Annotated in this window: 16 protein-coding genes and 1 pseudogene; 13 read left to right on the top strand and 4 right to left on the bottom strand. The window is 52.5% G+C overall.

All coding sequences use genetic code 11. The features are described 5' to 3' along the window. Positions 1-56: 56 nt before the first annotated feature. The 3 genes from dnaJ (at position 57) to nhaR (ending at position 3,495) form a co-directional block, all read left to right on the top strand. On the top strand, positions 57-1,190 hold the full coding sequence (dnaJ, locus tag ACHHZ7_RS07140; protein WP_003829737.1) for a molecular chaperone DnaJ: 1,134 nt from the start codon (positions 57-59) through the stop codon (positions 1,188-1,190). Positions 1,191-1,396: 206 nt separating this feature from the next. Next, positions 1,397-2,563 (top strand): Na+/H+ antiporter NhaA, encoded by a 1,167-nt coding sequence (gene nhaA / locus ACHHZ7_RS07135; protein WP_008786152.1) that lies wholly within the window; start codon positions 1,397-1,399, stop codon positions 2,561-2,563. 38 nt (positions 2,564-2,601) lie between these two features. Continuing rightward, positions 2,602-3,495 (top strand): transcriptional activator NhaR, encoded by an 894-nt coding sequence (gene nhaR / locus ACHHZ7_RS07130; RefSeq protein WP_032942332.1) that lies wholly within the window; start codon positions 2,602-2,604, stop codon positions 3,493-3,495. A 54-nt stretch (positions 3,496-3,549) separates the two neighbouring features. On the opposite strand, the gene ACHHZ7_RS07125 is transcribed toward nhaR, so the two are convergent. The 3 genes from ACHHZ7_RS07125 to rpsT all read right to left on the bottom strand — a co-directional run bounded on the left by ACHHZ7_RS07125 (position 3,550) and on the right by rpsT (position 7,726). After that, a complete protein-coding gene (locus ACHHZ7_RS07125; RefSeq protein WP_060682775.1) occupies positions 3,550-5,589 on the bottom strand; it encodes a TIM-barrel domain-containing protein in 2,040 nt (679 codons plus the stop codon). Positions 5,590-5,632: 43 nt separating this feature from the next. Beyond that, positions 5,633-7,003 carry an MFS transporter gene (locus ACHHZ7_RS07120; RefSeq protein ID WP_060683756.1) on the bottom strand — a complete coding sequence of 457 codons (1,371 nt, stop codon included), beginning with the start codon at positions 7,001-7,003 and terminating at the stop codon, positions 5,633-5,635. 459 nt (positions 7,004-7,462) lie between these two features. Further along, positions 7,463-7,726 (bottom strand): 30S ribosomal protein S20, encoded by a 264-nt coding sequence (gene rpsT / locus ACHHZ7_RS07115; protein ID WP_003018940.1) that lies wholly within the window; start codon positions 7,724-7,726, stop codon positions 7,463-7,465. Positions 7,727-7,831: 105 nt separating this feature from the next. Between rpsT and ACHHZ7_RS07110 the strand changes: the two are divergent. From ACHHZ7_RS07110 to rihC, 7 genes and pseudogenes are all read left to right on the top strand, one after another. Beyond that, positions 7,832-8,047 (top strand): annotated as a pseudogene (locus tag ACHHZ7_RS07110) (DUF2575 domain-containing protein). Positions 8,048-8,054: 7 nt separating this feature from the next. Then, positions 8,055-8,993 carry a bifunctional riboflavin kinase/FAD synthetase gene (ribF, locus tag ACHHZ7_RS07105; protein ID WP_003829725.1) on the top strand — a complete coding sequence of 313 codons (939 nt, stop codon included), beginning with the start codon at positions 8,055-8,057 and terminating at the stop codon, positions 8,991-8,993. A gap of 37 nt (positions 8,994-9,030) precedes the next feature. After that, entirely contained in the window at positions 9,031-11,847 is a 2,817-nt protein-coding gene (gene ileS / locus ACHHZ7_RS07100; RefSeq protein WP_003829724.1) for an isoleucine--tRNA ligase, read from the top strand. Then, complete coding sequence (gene lspA, locus ACHHZ7_RS07095) at positions 11,847-12,344, top strand: signal peptidase II (protein ID WP_003018932.1); 498 nt, start codon at positions 11,847-11,849, stop codon at positions 12,342-12,344. Before ileS ends, lspA begins: the two co-directional genes overlap by 1 nt. Before the next feature lie 117 nt (positions 12,345-12,461). After that, complete coding sequence (gene fkpB / locus ACHHZ7_RS07090) at positions 12,462-12,911, top strand: FKBP-type peptidyl-prolyl cis-trans isomerase (RefSeq protein WP_003018929.1); 450 nt, start codon at positions 12,462-12,464, stop codon at positions 12,909-12,911. 1 nt (position 12,912) lies between these two features. Next, entirely contained in the window at positions 12,913-13,863 is a 951-nt protein-coding gene (gene ispH, locus ACHHZ7_RS07085; protein WP_060682774.1) for a 4-hydroxy-3-methylbut-2-enyl diphosphate reductase, read from the top strand. 65 nt (positions 13,864-13,928) lie between these two features. Then, entirely contained in the window at positions 13,929-14,843 is a 915-nt protein-coding gene (rihC, locus tag ACHHZ7_RS07080) for a ribonucleoside hydrolase RihC (protein ID WP_060682773.1), read from the top strand. Here the strand turns inward: rihC and ACHHZ7_RS07075 are convergent, their stop codons facing one another. Then, positions 14,844-15,752, bottom strand: coding sequence for a LysR family transcriptional regulator (locus ACHHZ7_RS07075; RefSeq protein WP_032942336.1), 909 nt, complete (start codon positions 15,750-15,752; stop codon positions 14,844-14,846). 92 nt (positions 15,753-15,844) lie between these two features. Here ACHHZ7_RS07075 and ACHHZ7_RS07070 point away from each other — a divergent pair, with 92 nt between their 5' ends. From ACHHZ7_RS07070 to carA, 3 genes are all read left to right on the top strand, one after another. Next, positions 15,845-16,477: a hypothetical protein gene (locus ACHHZ7_RS07070; RefSeq protein ID WP_060682772.1), complete on the top strand. Its 633-nt coding sequence runs from the start codon at positions 15,845-15,847 to the stop codon at positions 16,475-16,477. Between the two features lie 268 nt (positions 16,478-16,745). Beyond that, the gene (gene dapB / locus ACHHZ7_RS07065; protein ID WP_060682771.1) at positions 16,746-17,567 is read left to right on the top strand and encodes a 4-hydroxy-tetrahydrodipicolinate reductase; all 822 of its coding nucleotides are present in this window, start codon (positions 16,746-16,748) and stop codon (positions 17,565-17,567) included. 455 nt (positions 17,568-18,022) lie between these two features. Then, complete coding sequence (gene carA / locus ACHHZ7_RS07060; protein WP_060682770.1) at positions 18,023-19,171, top strand: glutamine-hydrolyzing carbamoyl-phosphate synthase small subunit; 1,149 nt, start codon at positions 18,023-18,025, stop codon at positions 19,169-19,171.

Here is a 19,171-nt window from a genome sequence, read left to right as displayed (position 1 = left end):
GGGCGAAGAGGTTTCCTCTCCGCCCGTGCACGCATGTTAGGGGCAGATAAAAAGAGATGGCTAAGCAAGACTATTACGAGATTTTAGGCGTTTCCAAATCAGCGGAAGAGCGTGAAATCAAAAAGGCCTACAAGCGCCTGGCCATGAAATTTCACCCGGACCGCAACCAGGGTGATAAAGAGGCCGAAGCCAAGTTTAAAGAGATCAAAGAAGCGTACGAAATCCTGACCGATGCGCAAAAACGTGCGGCTTACGATCAGTACGGTCATGCTGCGTTTGAGCAAGGCGGCATGGGCGGCGGCGGCGGTTTTGGCGGCGGGGCTGACTTCAGCGATATCTTTGGTGACGTGTTTGGCGATATCTTTGGCGGCGGTCGTGGTCGTCAGCGCGCCTCACGTGGTGCTGATTTACGTTACAACATGGATCTCACTCTGGAAGAAGCCGTGCGTGGCGTCACCAAAGAGATCCGTATTCCGACTTTGGAAGAGTGTGACGTCTGCCACGGTAGCGGTGCGAAGGCAGGTACTCAGCCACAGACCTGTCCAACCTGTCACGGTTCTGGTCAGGTACAGATGCGTCAGGGCTTTTTTGCCGTACAGCAGACCTGTCCACACTGCCAGGGCCGCGGTACGCTGATCAAAGATCCGTGCAACAAATGCCACGGTCATGGTCGCGTTGAGAAAAGCAAAACGCTGTCCGTTAAGATCCCGGCAGGGGTTGATACCGGCGACCGCATTCGTTTAGCGGGCGAAGGTGAAGCCGGTGAACATGGTGCGCCAGCAGGTGATTTGTACGTTCAGGTGCAGGTAAAACAGCACCCAATTTTCGAACGTGAAGGCAATAACCTGTACTGCGAAGTACCGATTAACTTTGCGATGGCTGCGCTGGGCGGCGAGATTGAAGTCCCAACGCTGGACGGTCGCGTGAAGCTAAAAATTCCGGGCGAAACGCAAACTGGCAAACTTTTCCGCATGCGTGGAAAGGGCGTCAAGTCTGTACGCGGTGGCGCTCAGGGCGACCTGCTGTGCCGCGTGGTGGTTGAAACCCCAGTGGGCCTGAACGACAAGCAGAAGCAACTGCTCAAAGATCTGCAGGACAGCTTTGGCGGCCCGACCGGCGAACAAAACAGTCCGCGCTCCAAAAGTTTCTTCGACGGTGTGAAGAAGTTCTTTGACGATCTGACTCGCTAATTCGCAGTTTTATCTCGAATAAAAAGCCTGGGACTGAAAAGTCTCAGGCTTTTTTATTTCTGTTTTCCGCTCGGAAAATCTTTATCGACTTACTCTGTATAGATCGTAAAAACCGATTTATCCATCATGAATAATCTAATTTTAACGAGCTTTTTGAGGGTGTAAGATAGTATTTACGAAGTATTCACCCAATAGAGAGAATAAAAGTGAAACATCTGCATCGTTTTTTTAGTAGTGACGCCTCGGGGGGCATCATTCTGATCATCGCAGCCGTGGTCGCTATGCTGATGGCAAATATCGGGGTTACCAGTGGATGGTACCACGCCTTTTTGGAAACGCCCGTTCAACTGCGGGTTGGCGCGCTTGAGATCAACAAAAATATGCTGTTGTGGATCAACGACGCGTTGATGGCGGTGTTCTTCCTGTTGATTGGTCTGGAAGTAAAGCGCGAGTTAATGCAAGGTTCGCTGGCCAGTCTGCGTCAGGCGGCGTTCCCGATCATTGCTGCTATCGGGGGCATGATTGTCCCGGCGCTGCTGTACCTGGCATTCAACTATGCCGATCCCATCACCCGTGAAGGGTGGGCGATCCCGGCGGCAACGGATATTGCTTTTGCGTTAGGTGTGCTGGCGTTGTTGGGCAGTCGTGTACCACTGGCGTTGAAAATCTTCCTGATGGCGCTGGCGATTATTGATGACCTCGGCGCTATCGTAATCATCGCACTGTTCTATACCAGCGACCTCTCGCTGCTGTCGCTGGGCGTTGCCGCGTGCGCAATCCTTGTTTTGGCAGGATTGAATCTGTGCGGAGTGAGACGCACCGGTATTTATATTCTGGTCGGCGTAGTGCTGTGGACTGCCGTACTGAAGTCTGGCGTGCATGCAACGCTGGCGGGCGTGATCGTGGGCTTCTTCATTCCATTGAAGGAAAAACACGGGCGTTCACCGGCGAAGCGACTGGAGCATGTTCTGCATCCATGGGTGGCATACCTGATCCTGCCACTGTTTGCTTTCGCCAACGCGGGCGTTTCACTGCAGGGCGTCACTATTGATGGACTGACCTCGATATTACCGCTGGGGATCATTGCAGGTTTGTTGATCGGTAAGCCGTTGGGTATCAGTCTGTTTTGCTGGCTGGCGTTACGCCTCAAGGTGGCGCAATTGCCGGAAGGAACGAATTTCCAGCAGATTATGGCGGTCGGTATTCTTTGCGGTATTGGCTTTACGATGTCGATTTTTATTGCCAGCCTGGCGTTTGGCAACGTCGATCCTGAGCTGATTAACTGGGCAAAACTGGGGATCCTGATCGGCTCCTTGTTGTCGGCAGTGATAGGTTACTGCTGGTTACGTGCCCGGTTGAACGCATCAGCCTGACGGGATAACCCTTTCGTGACAATTTTCAGGGAGAGAGTATGTCTCATATAAATTACAACCATCTGTACTACTTTTGGCATGTCTATAAAGAAGGGTCAGTGGTTGGTGCAGCAGAAGCGCTTTATCTGACACCGCAGACCATTACCGGGCAGATTAAAGCGCTTGAGGAACGCTTACAGGGAAAATTGTTTAAGCGGAAGGGGCGTGGGCTGGAGCCCAGTGAGTTAGGCGAATTGGTTTTTCGTTACGCGGATAAGATGTTCACCTTAAGCCAGGAAATGCTGGATATCGTGAACTACCGCAAAGAGTCTAATTTGCTGTTCGATGTCGGCGTGGCGGATGCGCTATCGAAGCAGTTGGTCAGCAGCGTACTGGATGCCGCTGTGGTTGAAGATGAACAAATCCATCTGCGTTGTTTTGAGTCAACGCACGAGATGCTGTTGGATCAACTCAGCCAGCATAAGCTGGATATGATTATCTCCGACTGTCCGATTGATTCTACGCAGCAGGAAGGGTTGTTCTCAGTGCGGATAGGCGAGTGCAGCGTGAGTTTTTGGTGCACCAAACCGCTGCCTGAAAAACCATTCCCGGCCTGCCTTGAGGAACGTCGGTTGCTGATCCCTGGACGTCGTTCGATGCTCGGACGTAAGCTGCTGAACTGGATCAACTCACAAGGATTGAATGTCGAAATCCTCGGCGAATTTGATGACGCTGCGCTGATGAAAGCGTTTGGGGCAACGCATAATGCTATTTTTGTTGCACCTACTCTGTATTCGCACAATTTCTATGCTGATGATTCTATTGTTGAAATTGGACGCGTAGAAAATGTGATGGAAGAGTATCACGCCATATTTGCGGAAAGAATGATCCAGCATCCGGCGGTGCAGCGTATTTGCAATGCGGACTACTCGGCATTGTTCAAGCCACAGTAGACATACTTACCGTAATACTTCCGGCTGCGGTACTCACCCGCAGCCGGTTTCATGCTATAGCCTCAATAAGCTACGATACTGCCCACCTTCGCGGATAAATACCGGAATTCTGTTCAATGGCGCGGCATAGTGCAACGTTTGCCCTCCCGAATAACTCTCGCCGGTCGTAAGATCCGTCCATGTTTCCCCTTCAGGTAGCCAGATATCACGTTCGCGCATACCTTCATGCATTAGGGGGGCAATCAGCAGGTCAGGACCAAAACAGTACTGGTCAGTGATTGCCCAACTTGTTTCCTGTTCGGGGAAATCAAAAAACAGGGGGCGCATCACTGGCGTATTGTGCTTATGGGTTTCCTCCATCAGCGCTTTGATATAGGGCTTCAGTTTCTCTCGCAACGCCAGGCAACCCGTCAGTACGTCGCACACGTCCTCACCGTAGCTCCAGACTTCGTTCGGTGCACCGGTAGGACACTGGGCGATACCATCCCGGTACGGTTGTTCCGGTAAAATCTGCGGATCGCGGTTGCCGTGCAGACGCATCACCGGGCTAAATACGCCCCACTGGAACCAGCGGATCAGCAGTTCATGGAAATGTGGGTCGTGAATATTACCGCCATGAAAACCACCGATATCCGTCGTCCACCACGGGATACCCGCGATTCCCATATTGAGTCCGGCGGCAAACTGGTTGCGTAGCGATCTAAACGAGGAGTGAATATCACCTGACCAGACCAGTGCGCCGTACTTTTGACTGCCGGCCCAGGCGCAACGTAGCAGGTTGATAACCTTATCTTCACCATCGGCTTTCATGCCATCAAAAAAGGTTTTGGCGTACATTCGCGGGTAGATATTGCCCACTTCCAGTACCGGCCCGGCATGGTAGCGATAGTTGTCATAGTCATAAACGCTGAACTCAGGTTCGGCTTCGTCTAACCAGAATAGCTTCACGCCTTTATCATAATAGTTGCGTTTGGCTTTGCCCCAGACGTAGTCCCGCGCACCCGGATGGGTAGCATCAAAGAAAGTGGTGTTGCCGAGGAAATCCATATTGATCGGCAAGCCACGTTCCGTTTGTACCAGCCAGCCGTTTTCGCGCATCTCCCGATAGCTTTCAGTGCGGTTATCCACCGTCGGCCAGACGGAGACCATCAGCTCGATTCCCAGCGATTTCAGCTCGGCAATCATGGCATCAGGATCGGGCCAGTCTCGTGCATCGAACATCCAGTCACCCTGATTCGGCCAGTGAAAGAAGTCGATAACGATCACCGAGATAGGCAGATTGCGGCGCTTATATTCGCGGGCAACCTCCAGCAGCTCTGCCTGCGTACGATAGCGGAGTTTGCACTGCCAGAAGCCCATGGCGTAGTCCGGCATCATCGGCGGTGTGCCGGTAGCCAGCGCATATGCCCGGCTAATTTCTGCTGGGGTATCGCCAGCCGTGATCCAGTAGTCCAGCTGTTCGCTGACCTGTGCTTCCCATTCGGTAACGTTGTGGGCAAAGGTTACGCGCCCGACTGCCGGGTTGTTCCATAAAAATCCGTAGCCCAGACTGGAGAGCATAAACGGTACTGAGGCCTGGGAGTTACGTTGCGCCAGCTCAAGAACGCATCCTTTGAGATCCAGGTTAGCCTGTTGATACTGCCCCATACCATAAATTTTTTCCCCTTCGGTGGCTTCGAAGCGGGCTTTAAGTGAATATTTCCCACCCTGAATAGGTCGGAATTCGCGCCCTTCAAGGTTGAGTGCGCTGACGTACTGGCCGTGAGAAGATTCATCCTCGCCAATTTCGCCCCGCAGGCGCCAGAACTCCTGCAACAGAGGTTTGTGTGGATGGCGGTAAAAGGTAACTTGTCCTTTTTGATTGACGATAGCGATAATTTTGCCGTTGGTCAGCGTCGCCTGGTGGTGCTCATAATCAATGTGGCAGTGGCTTTCTGCGACTGGCTCAGTCAATGCCCAGTCTTCATTTCTCATTACCGGCAGATGACGGCCACTGCGTACGCGCAGGCTGTTCTCGCCCCAGGGTTCAATCCATAAATAGCGATCGTTTTGCTGCCAGACCAGGCGACGCGGGTCATGTTGCATAAATGGCATGGTGGTGCCTCCCATATTTCGAGGGTGAAGGTAAAGATCGTTTTTAGTTGATGGTTTCCAGATCGTGGCGAATCTTCTCTTCCATCGCTTCGTATTTACGAAAGAAAAGTAGTGGGATCGCTGCGAGCGCGAAGAGTAGGGCGGGTGCCCAGATAAAGGCCCAGGTAATTCCCTCCAGACCCGCAGCGCTCTGGGCATGGTTGGGGACATAGCCAAAACTGTTCATGATCCAGGCAGCGAAAGCGGTACCGAGGCCACTACCCATCTTGATGCAGAAGGTGCTGCCGAAGGCGATAAGAATGCCGGTGGCCTTAATACCCGTCTTCCAGGCACCGAAATCGACGGCGAAGCCCAGCATGGCAAACGGCATTGAGCAGGCGATACCGCTGCCGATATTGCCGAGTACCCAGGCGGCGATGAGAAAAGGAATGTTGTCCGCTGCCAGCCACATCATGATGCCGCCAAGCGTGGCGACCAGCAGACCGCCTACCCATATCCACGTTTTAGCCAGGTATTTGCTAAAGAAGGGGATAGCGATGATAAACAGGATCTGAATTGTCGCCAGGCTGTTAATCAGCGGAACCAGATCTTTGCGGTCGAGGTTGTAGGTCAGATAGTAGACAATCGTTGTGGAGCGTTGTTGTAGGGCAATCCAGAAGATCAGGTTTGCCAGCACCATCAGGATCCATGGCCAGTTGCCTTTCATTGCCGCAAAACTCTTTTTCATCGGCAATTTAGGTTCTTGTTGAATTTTATCCGTATTCATTTCTCGGATATTTTTAAAGGCGAAAAGCGTTAACGAACAGGATATTACGGAAAATATAATCGCCGTATAAATAAAACCCGCATGATCATTTCCGTTACCTAAAAAAGCAACTAACGGCAGTGCGGTCGCATTCATTAATAAAACCCCAATTTGCCCACCGGTCATTCTCCAGGAATTTAAAACTAGTCTTTCCTTAGGAGATAAGGTCATCAGGGGTAATATTGCACTGAGCGGTGTATTAAGTCCGGTAAATAGAATGCTGGCAATCATATAAGATATTGCTGCATAGATAGCTTTTCCGGTCATACTGATATCAGGAGACCAAAATGACAGGGCGCTGAATACGGCAAAAGGTAATGGCAACCATAAAAACCAGGGGCGGCATTTACCGTAACGCGAACGCGTTTTATCGATGATGATCCCCCATATAGGGGCGTCTATGCCATCGACAATACGCGCCAGCAGCAGGATGACGCCTGCTACGGCGAGGCTAATACCTGCAACGTCTGTGTAGAAATATAAAATGTAAGTTGAACCGAAACAATACAGCAGATTACCCGCCACATCCAAAGAGCCGTAGCTAATACGCTGTAGTAAAGATAATGATGTTGACCCGCATGACTGGGTATCCTCAATAACAGAACTCATAATAATAACTCCGATACTGGAACGATACGCCCAGAAAAACATCTTCTACTTTCCAAGCAAGTTTTAAATATTATTTTTTATGTCGTTACTGAATTTAACCTCAGATTAAAATGAGTGAGTAAGGTGTACATGAAAAGTAGTTAACCCTACCGAAGCAATCAATTATCAAATCTTACATCAGGATTGCGTTTATTCGTTTTTGAATGAACGATGTTTCTATTTGCTAAGGTGGTCACAGTTTTTTTAATAATGAAATAAAAAAAGGAAAACAGTGAAAGAAAATAACTTTCAAGTATTACGCGACGCGACTGAGGAAGGAATAGCTGAAAAAACAGGCTGGTCAGGAAGAGTGTGAACGAGCGAGAACAACATCAGTGGCTAAAGAGAAAAACGTCAGATAGCAGGCATAAAAAAACCCGCTTGCGCGGGTTTTTTCACAAAGCGACAACAAGCAGGCGATTAAGCCAGTTTGTTGATCTGTGCAGTCAGGTTTGCTTTATGACGTGCAGCTTTGTTTTTGTGGATCAGACCTTTAGCAGCCTGACGGTCCACGATTGGTTGCATTTCGTTAAATGCTTTCAGTGCAGTAGCTTTGTCGCCAGCTTCGATAGCTGCGTATACTTTCTTGATGAAAGTACGCATCATAGAGCGACGGCTAGCGTTGTGCTTGCGGGCCTTTTCAGACTGAACGGCGCGCTTCTTAGCTGATTTGATATTAGCCAAGGTCCAACTCCCAAATGTGTTCTATATGGACAATTCAAAGGCCGAGGAATATGCCCTTTTAGCCTTCTTTTGTCAATGGATTTGTGCAAATAAGCGCCGTTTAAATTGCAGCACTCGTTGCGTAGTGATGGCGCAGGATTCTACCAGCTTGCGTGGCGTGAATACAGCTTTTCCACGAGAAAAATTGCATTGGCGTGCCCGTGAAGGTCTGCAATTTGTTTCATAACAATGAAAACAATCCTCTTTCTGTTTCGTAGAAACAATCGCCGGTTAACGTTGACCGCGGTACAGGGTATACTTTCACGATTTTCACTGTTTTGAGCCAGACATGAAGCTGATACGAGGCATACATAATCTCAGTCAGGCCCCGCATGGGTGTGTGCTGACTATTGGTAATTTCGACGGCGTGCACCGTGGCCACCGTGCGTTGCTGCAGGGTTTACGGGAAGAAGGGCGCAAACGCAATTTACCGGTGATGGTGATGATTTTCGAGCCGCAGCCGCTGGAGCTGTTTGCGACCGACAAGTCACCTGCGCGCCTCACTCGCCTGCGCGAAAAACTGCGTTATCTGGCGGAATGCGGCGTGGACTACGTGCTGTGCGTGCGTTTTGACAGGCGCTTTGCGGCATTAACAGCGCAGACCTTCATCAGCGATCTGCTGGTTAAGCGCCTTGGTGTACAATTTCTTGCCGTTGGTGATGATTTCCGCTTTGGCGCTAGCCGTGCGGGCGATTTCTTGTTATTACAGGAAGCGGGCGCTGAGTATGGTTTTGATATCACCAGCACCCAAACCTTCTGCGAAGGCGGTGTGCGCATTAGCAGCACCGCGGTACGTCAGGCGCTGGCAGAAGATAACCTGCAACTGGCCGAAAGCCTGCTTGGGCATCCTTTTACTATCTCAGGACGTGTCGTTCACGGTGATGAATTAGGGCGCACCATCGGTTTTCCGACAGCAAACTTACCGCTGCGTCGCCAGGTTTCTCCGGTGAAAGGGGTTTATGCGGTTGAAGTGATGGGACTGGGCGATAAACCGTTGCCCGGCGTCGCCAACATCGGCACCCGCCCGACGGTAGCAGGCGTACGCCAACAGTTGGAAGTGCATCTATTGGACGTTGTAATGGACCTGTATGGTCGCCATATAGATGTAGTACTGCGTAAAAAAATACGCAGCGAACAGCGATTTGCCTCGCTGGATGAACTAAAAGCGCAGATTGCGCGTGATGAGTTGACTGCCCGTGAATTTTTTGGGCTAACAAAACCGGCTTAATGCCTATACGAGTTTTAAATACGGAACCGAGAATCTGATGAGTGACTATAAATCAACCCTGAATTTGCCGGAAACAGGGTTCCCGATGCGCGGCGATCTCGCCAAGCGCGAACCGGGAATGCTGGCGCGTTGGACTGATGATGACCTGTACGGCATCATTCGTGCGGCCAAAAAAGGCAAAAAAACCTTCATTCTGCATGATGGCCCTCCTTATGCGAATGGCAGCATTCATATTGGTCACTCGGTTAACAAGATTCTGAAAGACATTATCGTGAAGTCCAAAGGACTCACGGGTTATGACTCGCCTTACGTTCCGGGCTGGGACTGCCACGGTCTGCCGATCGAGCTGAAAGTAGAGCAGGAATACGGCAAACCGGGCGAGAAGTTTACCGCCGCTGAGTTCCGTGCCAAGTGCCGCGAATACGCAGCGACCCAGGTTGACGGTCAGCGTAAAGACTTTATCCGTCTTGGCGTACTGGGCGACTGGTCGCATCCGTACCTGACCATGGACTTCAAAACCGAAGCCAACATCATTCGTGCGCTGGGTAAAATCATCGGTAACGGTCACCTGCACAAAGGTGCGAAGCCGGTGCACTGGTGCGTTGACTGCCGTTCCGCGCTGGCGGAAGCGGAAGTTGAGTATTATGACAAAACCTCCCCGTCCATCGACGTGGCGTTCCACGCCGCCGATCAGGATGCGGTGAAAGCGAAATTTGGCGTTTCTGACGTCAACGGCCCGATCTCTCTGGTTATCTGGACCACTACCCCGTGGACGTTACCGGCGAACCGCGCAATCTCTCTGGCACCTGATTTTGACTATGCGCTGGTGCAGATTGACGGCCAGGCTGTGATTCTGGCGAAAGATCTGGTTGAAAGCGTTATGCAGCGTATTGGCGCGGCTGAATACACCATTCTCGGCACCGTTAAAGGCGCTGAGCTGGAACTGCTGCGCTTTACCCATCCGTTTATGGGCTTTGATGTGCCGGCTATCCTTGGCGATCACGTTACGCTGGATGCGGGTACCGGTGCGGTTCATACCGCTGGCGGTCACGGTCCGGATGACTACGTCATCAGCCAGAAATACGGTCTGGAAATCGCTAACCCGGTTGGCCCGGACGGCGCATACCTGGCGGGTACTTATCCGGATCTGGACGGCGTGAACGTCTTTAAAGCCAACGACAAAATCGTTGCGCTGCTGAGCGAAAAAGGTGCGCTGCTGCACGTTGAGAAGATGCAGCACAGCTACCCATGCTGCTGGCGTCACAAGTCACCGATCATCTTCCGTGCGACGCCGCAGTGGTTCGTCAGCATGGATCAGAAAGGCCTGCGCGCGCAGTCCCTGAAAGAGATCAAAGGCGTGCAGTGGATCCCGGACTGGGGCCAGGCGCGTATTGAATCAATGGTTGCCAACCGTCCTGACTGGTGTATCTCCCGTCAGCGTACGTGGGGTGTGCCGATGTCTCTGTTTGTTCACAAAGACACCGAAGAGCTGCATCCGCGCGCTATCGAACTGATGGAAGAAGTGGCTAAACGCGTTGAAGTTGACGGCATCCAGGCGTGGTGGGATCTCGATCCGAAAGATATCCTCGGTGACGAAGCTGACCAGTATGTCAAAGTCCCGGATACGCTGGACGTGTGGTTCGACTCTGGTTCAACCCACTCCTCCGTCGTGGACGTACGTCCTGAGTTTGCAGGCCATGCGGCAGATATGTATCTGGAAGGCTCTGACCAGCACCGTGGCTGGTTCATGTCATCTCTGATGATCTCCACCGCCATGAAAGGCAAAGCACCTTATCGCCAGGTACTGACTCACGGTTTCACCGTTGATGGTCAGGGCCGTAAGATGTCCAAGTCTATCGGTAACACCGTTTCTCCGCAGGATGTGATGAACAAACTGGGCGCGGATATTCTGCGTCTGTGGGTGGCTTCAACCGACTATACCGGTGAAATGGCCGTTTCTGACGAAATTCTGAAACGTGCTGCCGACAGCTATCGTCGTATCCGTAACACCGCGCGCTTCCTGCTGGCGAACCTGAACGGGTTCGATCCGGTTAAAGACATGGTGAAACCGGAAGAGATGGTGGTGCTGGACAGGTGGGCGGTAGGTTGTGCGCAAGCGGCGCAGGACGAAATCCTGAAAGCCTATGAAGCCTATGACTTCCACGAAGTGGTACAGCGCCTGATGCGCTTCTGCTCCGTCGAAATGGGTTCGTTCTACCTCGACATCATCAAAGACCGTCAGTACACCGCGAAAGCGGATAGCGTGGCGCGTCGTAGCTGCCAGACAGCGCTGTTCCATATCGCTGAAGCGCTGGTTCGTTGGATGGCGCCGATCATGTCCTTCACCGCCGATGAAATCTGGGGCTACCTGCCGGGCGATCGTGAGAAGTATGTCTTTACCGGTGAATGGTACGAAGGTCTGTTTGGCTTAGGCGAAACCGAAGCGATGAACGATGCCTTCTGGGACGAGCTGTTGAAAGTGCGTGGCGAAGTGAACAAAGTCATCGAACAGGCGCGTGCGGATAAGAAAGTCGGTGGTTCTCTGGAGGCTGCAGTGACCCTGTACGCTGAACCTGAGCTGGCGGCGAAACTGACCGCGCTGGGCGAAGAGTTGCGTTTTGTACTTCTGACCTCTGGTGCGACGGTTGCGGATTATGCAGCGGCTCCTGCTGATGCTCAGCAGAGCGAACTGCTCAAAGGTCTGAAAATCGTACTGAGCAAAGCCGAAGGTGAGAAATGCCCGCGCTGCTGGCATTACACTACCGACGTCGGCCAGGTGGCGGAACATGCAGATATCTGCGGACGCTGTGTCAGCAACATCGCCGGTGATGGCGAACAACGTAAGTTTGCCTGATGAGTAAGCCTCTTTGTTCAACAGGACTACGCTGGCTGTGGCTGGTGGTAGTCGTGCTGATTATCGATTTAGGCAGCAAATACCTGATCCTCCAGAACTTTGCTCTGGGGGATACGGTGTCGCTGTTTCCGTCGCTTAATCTGCACTACGCGCGTAACTATGGTGCGGCGTTTAGCTTCTTAGCCGACAGCGGCGGCTGGCAACGTTGGTTCTTTGCCGGCATCGCCATCGGTATTTGCGTCATCCTGATGGTGATGATGTATCGCTCGAAGGCGACCCAGAAGCTGAACAACATCGCGTATGCGTTAATCATTGGCGGTGCGCTGGGCAACTTGTTCGACCGCCTGTGGCACGGCTTCGTGGTTGATATGATTGACTTTTACGTCGGCGACTGGCATTTCGCGACCTTCAATCTGGCCGATACTGCTATCTGTATCGGCGCGGCATTGATTGTTCTCGAAGGCTTCCTGCCGTCGAAAGAGAAAAAAGCCGCATAAAAAAATGCCGGATGGCGCTATGCTAATCCGGCCTACAATATACTGCGATCCTTGTTGGCCTGGTAAGCGTATCGCCACCGGGCAAACAGGCGGCAGCAATTTTAAAGAGCAACCTGCATGTCTAAATCAGTACAGAGTAACAGTGCGGTGCTGGTGCACTTCACCCTTAAGCTCGACGATGGCTCAACCGCAGAGTCAACCCGCAATAACGGCAAGCCTGCGCTGTTTCGCCTGGGCGACGGTTCTCTGTCTGAAGGACTGGAACAACACCTGTTGGGGCTAAAAGAAGGTGATAAAACCACTTTTGCTCTGGAACCGGATGCCGCCTTTGGCGTGTCAAGTCCGGACTTAATTCAGTATTTCTCGCGTCGGGAGTTTATGGACGCGGGCGAGCCAGAAATTGGCGCTATCATGCTCTTTACCGCAATGGACGGCAGTGAGATGCCTGGCGTGATCCGCGAAATCAACGGTGATTCGATCACGGTTGATTTCAACCATCCGCTGGCCGGGCATACCGTTCATTTTGATATTGAAGTGCTGGAAGTCGAACCGGCACTGGAGGCGTAAAATGCAGATCCTGTTGGCCAACCCGCGCGGTTTTTGCGCTGGCGTAGACCGCGCTATCAGCATTGTGGAAAACGCGCTGGCTATTTATGGCGCGCCGATTTATGTCCGTCACGAGGTGGTGCATAACCGCTATGTGGTGGATAGCCTGCGCGAGCGCGGCGCTATTTTTATCGAGCAAATCAGCGAAGTGCCGGATGGCGCGATCCTGATTTTCTCCGCTCATGGCGTATCTCAGGCGGTGCGTAACGAAGCCAAAGGCCGTGACCTCACGGTTTTTGATGCGACCTGCCCGCTGGTAACGAAAGTGCATATGGAAGTTGCCCGTGCCAGTCGTCGTGGTGAAGAATCCATTCTGATTGGTCACGCTGGGCACCCGGAAGTCGAAGGCACGATGGGCCAGTACAGCAACCCGCAAGGGGGAATGTATCTGGTTGAATCACCAGATGATGTGCTGAAACTGAATGTGAAAAATGAAGGAAAATTATCCTTCATGACGCAGACAACGCTTTCCGTTGACGACACTTCTGACGTTATTGATGCGCTGCGTCAACGCTTCCCGAAAATTGTCGGGCCGCGCAAAGACGATATCTGTTATGCCACCACCAACCGTCAGGAAGCGGTTCGCGCGCTGGCGGAACAGGCTGATGTTGTGCTGGTGGTCGGCTCGAAGAACTCCTCTAACTCCAACCGTCTGGCTGAACTGGCCCAGCGAATGGGGAAAGCGGCGTATTTGATTGACGATGCGACCGACATTCAGGAAGCGTGGGTGAAAGAAGCGAAGTGTGTGGGCGTGACGGCCGGAGCCTCGGCGCCGGATATCCTGGTGCAAAACGTGATTGCTCGCCTGCAAGAGCTTGGCGGTGGGGAAGCGAGCCCACTGGAAGGCCGCGAAGAGAACATCGTTTTCGAAGTGCCGAAAGAGCTGCGTGTGGATGTTCGTGAAGTAGAGTAAGTCTTTCCGGTTACGATTATGAGAAGATGCCAGACTTAACGTCTGGCATTTTTTATGGAGAAACCATGCGCTTACCGATCATTCTTGATACCGATCCCGGCATTGATGATGCCGCGGCCATTGCCGCCGCGCTGTTTGCCCCTGAGCTGGATCTGCAACTGATGACCACGGTAGCAGGCAATGTGTCGGTGGAAAAAACCACCCGTAATGCGTTGCAACTGCTGCACTTCTGGAATGCGGATGTTCCGCTAGCGCAGGGAGCATCAATGCCGCTGGTGCGACCGCTGCGTGATGCCGCTTCCGTGCACGGCGAGTCCGGTATGGAAGGGTATGAATTTGTCGAGCACGACCGGCAGGCGATGGCAAAACCCGCCTTCCAGGCGATTCGCGATGCGCTGATGCATGCCCCGCAGCCCGTGACGCTGGTGGCAATTGGCCCGCTGACCAACATTGCGCTGCTGCTGACCCATTATCCTGAATGCGTATTCAACATTCACCGTCTGGTGATTATGGGCGGCTCTGCCGGGCGTGGGAACTTCACACCCAACGCCGAGTTTAATATTGCTATCGATCCCGAGGCCGCAGCGAAAGTCTTCCAGAGTGAGCTGGAGATTGTGATGTGTGGGCTGGATGTGACCAATCAGGCCATGCTCGCCCCAGACTATCTGGCGACGTTGCCTCAACTTAACCAGACGGGAAAAATGCTGCATGCACTGTTTAGCCATTACCGTAGCGGCAGCATGAATACGGGGCTGCGAATGCACGATCTGTGTGCCATTGCCTGGCTGGTGCGCCCGGAACTGTTTACCCTGCAGTCGTGTTTCGTGGCGGTTGAAACCCAGGGCGAATATACCTCGGGTACGACGGTAGTGGACATTGAAGGACGCTTGGGGCATCCGGCAAATGCGCAGGTTGCGCTGGGCCTGAACGTTGAAGGTTTCCAGCAGTGGGTGGCAGAGGTATTTGCCCGCGCGCTGTAATCAGGTGTTGTGCAACGGCACCTTCTCGCTGAGATAATCAATCATCGCCCGCATTCTGGCGGGCATATGTTGATTGCGCGTCCATAGCAGCCACAGTTCCCCGCTGTAGTCGCTGATAAATTCCCATTCTGGCAGTACCTGGACAATCTCGCCATTGGCGAGTGCCTCGCTGGCGGTGAACAGTGGCAGGCTGCCGATTCCCAGATCCTTTTTTACCGCGTCCAGACGTACACCGGTGTGGTTGGCGGCGTAGCGGCCATGAGTCTGAATGGTCTCCATGCGCTCACCGCGTCGAAACTTCCAACGTGAATCCGCAGGTGTCTCGCCAAGACTGATACAGCTATGCTCGCGCAGTGCCTGTGGATGCTCGGGCGTACCGTGCTTGCGTAAGTATTCGGGGGTTGCGCATATCACATGGCTGACCGGCATCAGCGGTTTCCCGTACAGGCCCGGGGAGGGCGACTGACTGATGCGCAGTGCAAGGTCGACGCCGTCGTCGATTAAATCCATATACCGGTCTTCCAGCCGAAGGCAGACGTCCACTTGCGGGTAGCGCGTAAAGAATTCGGCCATCAGTGGATGAATGACAAATCGCCCCACCGCTTTCGGCACGCTGAGGGTCAGTTGCCCTTGCGCGATGGTTTGTCGACTGCTGCCTGAGTCGACGGCCATTTGCGCCGCATGCAGCATTTCCTGCGCGTGTGCATACACAATTTTGCCCGTTTCGCTGAGCGCCAGCTTGCGCGTCGTACGGTGCAGCAGCTTACTGCCCAACGCCTTCTCGAGGCGTGAAGCGCTGCGGCTAATAGCGGAAGGCGTAGCACCCGAGGCTTTGGCGGCAGCGGAGAAGCTCCCCTGGTCGATAATCAACACAAAGGTGGCAAGGTCGGGAAGAAGGTTAGGGTTCATTTGTGCGTACCAGGCAAAGATGCATTGAACCAGCGCAGGATTATCGCCGTCAGTAAAGTGAATATACTCTTCCCATCAATAGGAGAGCAATCATGACTGAACGTCTTTATTACACCAGCGATAACACTGAAGGCCAGGCTAACTTACTGAGTTGCTCGGCTGAGCCGGATGGACGGTACGCGGTGGTACTGGATAGAACCCTTTTTCACCCGCAGGGAGGCGGGCAGCCTGCGGATGCGGGCTGGATTGATGATGAGCGGGTTGAAACAGTCCTCGCGAGTGGTGACGATGTGGTGCACATCGTGGCAAAACCGCTCCTCCCCGGTATCGTGAACCTGCGTGTGGATGCCGCGTTGCGTCAACTACACGCCCGCCTGCACTCGGCAGGACATCTTATCGGCCTGGCGGGTACAGCGTTCGGCTGGATCCCGGTGAAAGCACACCATTGGCCCAATGAGGGGCGCATTACTTTCGCCGCCGGTGAAAACGGTACGTTACCGGATACGCTATCGCTGCAGGAGAAAATCAACGCCTGGCAGGCAGACAATCTCTCCAGACAAGTGACATTCACCGACGGGTTGCGGCAGGTTGGATTTGGTCCTCTCCTCGCTTATCCCTGCGGAGGGACGCATGTTGCCCATCTCTCTGAGATTGGACCGGTGACGATTACTCAGGTGAAGATGAAAAAAGGGCAAATGATCGTCAACTACACGCTCGTGCTATAAAACCACACTCGCGAAAATATCTACGCAGACTGGCTGATTTATGCTCGTATTTCCGTCGTTTTCCCATCATTTTGCGCCATACTGAGTAAGTTTGACTTCTTTCCTGTGCTCCAGCAATGATTCATCCTGCGGGATGAATCATGTCTTTTACTGATATTCCCCTCTGTTTATCATTAAATTCTAATTATGGGTGTTTTCAGCTAGCGGCCTCCGGGCGCGCTGGTTACTCTGAAAACGGTTTACGCAATTTTTATAAAAGAGAATAGCTATGCATGAAGCACAAATCCGTGTCGCCATTGCCGGCGCCGGTGGCCGCATGGGACGGCAGTTAATCCAGGCCGCCATGGCGATGGAAGGTGTTCAATTGGGTGCCGCGTTAGAGCGCGAAGGCTCGTCCTTACTGGGAAGCGATGCCGGAGAATTAGCGGGGGCTGGAAAAACGGGCGTTACCGTGCAAAGCAGCCTTGAAGCGGTGAAAGATGATTTCGATGTTTTCATCGATTTTACCCGCCCGGAAGGCACGCTGGCGCATCTGGCGTTTTGCCGCCAGCACGGTAAAGGGATGGTGATTGGCACCACCGGCTTTGACGATGCCGGTAAACAGGCTATTCGTGATGCCGCGCAGGAGATTGCGATCGTTTTCGCCGCGAACTTTAGCGTCGGCGTGAACGTTATGCTTAAGCTGCTGGAGAAGGCGGCGAAAGTGATGGGCGATTACACCGATATTGAGATTATTGAAGCTCACCACCGCCATAAAGTTGATGCGCCGTCAGGCACTGCGCTGGCGATGGGCGAGGCGATTGCCGGGGCGCTGGATAAAGATTTAAAAGAGTGTGCCGTCTATTCGCGTGAAGGTTACACCGGCGAGCGCGTACCGGGCACGATTGGTTTTGCCACGGTGCGTGCGGGGGATATCGTCGGTGAGCATACCGCGATGTTTGCTGATATTGGCGAGCGTATTGAGATCACGCATAAAGCGTCCAGCCGCATGACTTTTGCCAATGGCGCAGTGCGTTCGGCAATTTGGCTAAAATCAAAGTCAAATGGTCTTTTTGATATGAAAGATGTGCTTGATTTACGCAGTTTATAGCTTTCATTACCCTTCGTGATGTGGTTATTGTAATCATAATTATTTGATTACATAGGGCAATATTTTATTGCCCTTTTATTTTTAGATTTTGAATGTGTATTTTCTTTTAATTGGTTGTTTTTCTATGTTTTGTTGGGTTGTTCTGTTATCTCAATGTAAATTTTGACCAAATGGTCCACTTTTTTCTCTCCCGCATTCTGTTTTTACACTCTTTGCCTGCCGCAAGCGTTTTCCACCCTGAGTTAGCTGATCTTTTTGCCTGTTAAGTCGTGTGTTTTATCCCAGTGGCGCAAAATAATAATAAAAAAAGCCCTTTTGGGTAGACTTTTGTGTGAGCTATCTCTAGAATGCCGCCGTTTGCCAGAAATCCATAGGTAAGCAAATTTGCATTGATTCATGAGGTGTTAATGAATTAATATGCAAATAAAGTGAGTGAATATTCTCTGGAGGGTGTTTTGATTAAGTCAGCGCTATTGGTTCTGGAAGACGGAACCCAGTTTCACGGTCGGGCCATAGGGGCAACAGGTTCGGCGGTTGGGGAAGTCGTTTTCAATACTTCAATGACCGGTTATCAAGAAATCCTCACTGATCCTTCCTATTCCCGCCAAATCGTCACTCTTACTTATCCTCATATCGGTAATGTCGGCACCAATGAAGCCGATGCAGAATCTTCTCAGGTACATGCGCAAGGCTTGGTCATCCGCGACCTGCCGCTGATTGCCAGCAACTTCCGCGATACTGAAGACCTCTCTTCTTACCTCAAGCGCCATAACATTGTGGCGATTGCTGATATCGATACCCGTAAGCTGACGCGTTTGCTGCGTGAAAAGGGCGCACAGAACGGCTGCATCATCGCGGGCGATAACCCGGATGCGGCGCTGGCACTGGAAAAAGCAAAAGCTTTCCCTGGCCTGAACGGTATGGATCTGGCGAAAGAGGTAACCACCGCGGAGCCTTATAGCTGGACGCAGGGGAGCTGGACACTAGCCGGTAACCTGCCGGAAGCGAAATCTGCCGATGAAATGCCGTTCCACGTTGTGGCTTACGATTTCGGTGCCAAACGTAACATTCTGCGTATGTTAGCGGACCGCGGCTGCCGCCTGACGGTTGTACCGGCGAAAACCTCAGCAGAAGACGTTCTGAAGATGAATCCGGACGGTATCTTCCTGTCCAACGGCCCTGGCGACCCGGCGCCGTGCGACTACGCAATTACCGCGATTCAGAAATTCCTCGAAACCGATATTCCGGTATTTGGCATCTGCCTCGGCCATCAGCTGCTGGCGCTGGCGAGCGGTGCGAAGACCATTAAGATGAAGTTTGGCCACCACGGCGGTAACCATCCGGTAAAAGATATTGATAACAATACCGTGATGATCACCGCACAGAACCACGGTTTTGCCGTAGATGAAGCCTCCATGCCTGCCAACCTGCGCGTGACCCACAAGTCACTGTTCGACGGCACCTTGCAGGGGATTCATCGTACCGATAAACCGGCGTTTAGCTTCCAGGGGCACCCTGAAGCGAGTCCGGGTCCGCACGACGCTGCACCGTTGTTCGACCACTTTATCGAGTTAATTGAGCAATACCGTCAGTCCGCGAAATAA

This window comes from Citrobacter freundii complex sp. 2024EL-00216, from assembly GCF_043945515.1.
In the GTDB taxonomy this organism is placed as follows: domain Bacteria; phylum Pseudomonadota; class Gammaproteobacteria; order Enterobacterales; family Enterobacteriaceae; genus Citrobacter; species Citrobacter portucalensis.
Note: the sequence above shows the minus strand (reverse complement) of the source record. Positions and strands in the feature narration are given on the sequence as shown.

Excerpts from the sequence above, each read along its gene's own strand:
- dnaJ (WP_003829737.1), top strand. The coding sequence starts at position 57 with ATGGCTAAGCAAGACTATTACGAGATTTTAGGCGTTTCCAAATCAGCG.
- nhaR (WP_032942332.1), top strand. The coding sequence starts at position 2,602 with ATGTCTCATATAAATTACAACCATCTGTACTACTTTTGGCATGTCTAT.
- ACHHZ7_RS07125 (WP_060682775.1), bottom strand. The coding sequence starts at position 5,589 with ATGCCATTTATGCAACATGACCCGCGTCGCCTGGTCTGGCAGCAAAAC.
- ACHHZ7_RS07120 (WP_060683756.1), bottom strand. The coding sequence starts at position 7,003 with ATGAGTTCTGTTATTGAGGATACCCAGTCATGCGGGTCAACATCATTA.
- ribF (WP_003829725.1), top strand. The coding sequence starts at position 8,055 with ATGAAGCTGATACGAGGCATACATAATCTCAGTCAGGCCCCGCATGGG.
- ileS (WP_003829724.1), top strand. The coding sequence starts at position 9,031 with ATGAGTGACTATAAATCAACCCTGAATTTGCCGGAAACAGGGTTCCCG.
- lspA (WP_003018932.1), top strand. The coding sequence starts at position 11,847 with ATGAGTAAGCCTCTTTGTTCAACAGGACTACGCTGGCTGTGGCTGGTG.
- fkpB (WP_003018929.1), top strand. The coding sequence starts at position 12,462 with ATGTCTAAATCAGTACAGAGTAACAGTGCGGTGCTGGTGCACTTCACC.
- ispH (WP_060682774.1), top strand. The coding sequence starts at position 12,913 with ATGCAGATCCTGTTGGCCAACCCGCGCGGTTTTTGCGCTGGCGTAGAC.
- rihC (WP_060682773.1), top strand. The coding sequence starts at position 13,929 with ATGCGCTTACCGATCATTCTTGATACCGATCCCGGCATTGATGATGCC.
- ACHHZ7_RS07075 (WP_032942336.1), bottom strand. The coding sequence starts at position 15,752 with ATGAACCCTAACCTTCTTCCCGACCTTGCCACCTTTGTGTTGATTATC.
- ACHHZ7_RS07070 (WP_060682772.1), top strand. The coding sequence starts at position 15,845 with ATGACTGAACGTCTTTATTACACCAGCGATAACACTGAAGGCCAGGCT.
- dapB (WP_060682771.1), top strand. The coding sequence starts at position 16,746 with ATGCATGAAGCACAAATCCGTGTCGCCATTGCCGGCGCCGGTGGCCGC.